Source organism: Bacillus sp. FSL M8-0063 (genome assembly GCF_038005545.1).
GTDB classification, from domain to species: Bacteria; Bacillota; Bacilli; order Bacillales; family Bacillaceae_G; genus Bacillus_A; species Bacillus_A wiedmannii.
The window spans coordinates 1-2,334 of the sequence record NZ_JBBOTJ010000012.1 but is presented as its reverse complement, the minus strand read 5'-3'; the positions used below and the strand labels follow the sequence as shown (position 1 = coordinate 2,334).

Sequence of the window (2,334 nt, the reverse complement as noted above, 5' to 3'; positions counted from 1 at the left end):
TCCTTATGTTAACATCTTCGTTAGTTAATGTCAACTAAGTTTTTCATTTCGTTTGCCGCGTTCTGCGTTATTGCATCGGCGACTTGTTCTATATTACACCTCTAACCCTTAATCGTCAACATGTTTTTCTAAAAAACTTCATTTTTTTAAAAATCCTATTTACGTTATTAATTTATCTATTTATATACCTCTTCTATAAGAATAGATAAGCAACCCATGAAACGCTCTATGGGTTGCTATTCCATCATAAAAACTATTGTTCTTTTGAAGGTACAGAACAACTTTCATCCGTACAAGACATATCGCTTCCACCCTCTGAAGAAAGCTCTTGTAACTTAGATGCAGGATTCTCTTCTTCCCAAACTTGCTGAAGTGCACCGACAAAAGTTTCAAGTGGTTGCGCACCTGAAATAGCATACTTTTGATTAATAATAAAATAAGGTACTCCTGAAATTTGATATTGCTGAGCAATCGCTTCATCAATTCTAACATCATTTGCATATGCACTTTTATCATTAATAACACGTAAAGCTTCTTGCTTATCTAAACCTGAAGCTTCAGCAATAGTAGCAAGCGTATCCACATCACTTAAATTTTTCGATTCAGTGAAATATGCAAAAAGTAGATTTTCCGTAATCTCTTTTTCTTTCCCTTGATCCTTTGCAAATTTAGCAAGACGATGCGCATCAAATGTGTTCGTCGGCTTCATCTCATCAAAATTAAAACTTAACCCCATACTAGCTGCATGATTGCCTAATTGTATATTATTACGCTTAGCTTCTTCAATACTAATCCCATACTTTGATGCAAGTACTTCATTAATACTTGTTCCAGAATAAATTGGAGCATTTTGATCTAATTCAAAACTTTTAAACTCGACTTCAACATCCTTCTTATGCGGAAATTGCTCTAAAGCCATTTCTAATCTACGTTTCCCAATATAGCAAAATGGGCATACAAAATCTGACCATACTTCAATTTTCATAGAAACACCTCATTAACATGTAGTTTTCAATTATTGTAGCATTGGCAATAAGGAATTCAAAAATTTATGCTTCAAACCTTATATACCACAAACTAAAATGAGTTTTTAAATAGAAAAAACGATAATCAAAAGTATAAAAACACTTCCTTCTGATTATCGTATATACAAATCTAAAACAATCTAATTACGCTGGAATGTATCTCCCCACGAACTTCCATACGGTATTCCAATATTTATTCGAATCTACCTTCTCGGCTTCTCCATGTCCAGCACCTGGAACAATTAATTTCTCTTTTTCTACTTTTGCAGCATTATATACTTCATCTAACATTTCATAGGGAACGAATGTATCAGCATCCCCATGAATAAATAGCATCGGTGTTTTACTTTTCGCTACTTGTTTTACAGCTGAAGCTTCTTCTAAATCATATCCAGCTCTTAATTTTGTAACTGTATTTGCCGCATTCATAACAGGAAACTTTGGCAAATGGAATAAATCTTTTAGTTGATACGTAAATTCATCAATAACAGTTGAGTATCCACAATCTTCAATAATAACTTTAACGTTAGAAGGTAACTCTTCACCTGAAGTCATCATTACAGTTGCTCCCCCCATTGAAACACCAAAGAGTGCTATTTCAGCATTAGGGTCTTTCTGTACAATTTGTTGAATCCACATCAAAATATCTTTACGATCGTGCCAGCCCATCCCTATATAATTGCCTTCACTATTTCCATGCCCACGAAGATCTGGCGCTATGACGTTATATCCTTCTTCATAAAAATTCCGGATATATTTCGTCATTTTCAATGCCTTACTATCATATCCATGAACTACAATTGCCCATTTATGGCTAGATTGTTCATTCATATATTCATAACCTGTTAATTTCAACTTATCAAAAGAATTTATGTGTAGTGTATTAGGTTTATGATTTGAGACAAAGCTCGCATCCTTTTCTTCATTTGTAGCGAACATACCTCCCGATGCATTCACTGTTTCCACTAAGTGAGGATTATCCTCTAAAAATTCTTTCTCTTGTTTCGCATTCAACGCATAATTATAAAAATAATTCCCGACTAACATATAAGTAATTGCTAGAAGAACTAAAACTACTATAGTAATTACACCTATCTTTTTCATATTATCTCCTTTTTCAAAATTAAATCTTCTTATATTCAAGTACTCAAAAAAACAACTGCACTATTTTAACACATCAACAGATTGCTTCTACAAAAAATAAAATAAAAAATCTTAAACTACACATCAAAAATGATGAAAGAAAATGAATATGAGAGGGTCAAAAGAATAAGGATTACTTACTTGAGGCTGATAAGAAGTTTAAAAC

At 32.9% G+C, this 2,334-nt stretch carries 2 protein-coding genes; both read right to left on the bottom strand.

The features are described 5' to 3' along the window. Positions 1-253: 253 nt before the first annotated feature. Positions 254-985, bottom strand: coding sequence for a DsbA family oxidoreductase (locus tag MKX31_RS29085; RefSeq protein ID WP_064475995.1), 732 nt, complete (start codon positions 983-985; stop codon positions 254-256). A gap of 184 nt (positions 986-1,169) precedes the next feature. Beyond that, entirely contained in the window at positions 1,170-2,129 is a 960-nt protein-coding gene (locus MKX31_RS29080; RefSeq protein ID WP_088046851.1) for an alpha/beta hydrolase, read from the bottom strand. Between the last annotated feature and the right edge of the window lie 205 nt (positions 2,130-2,334).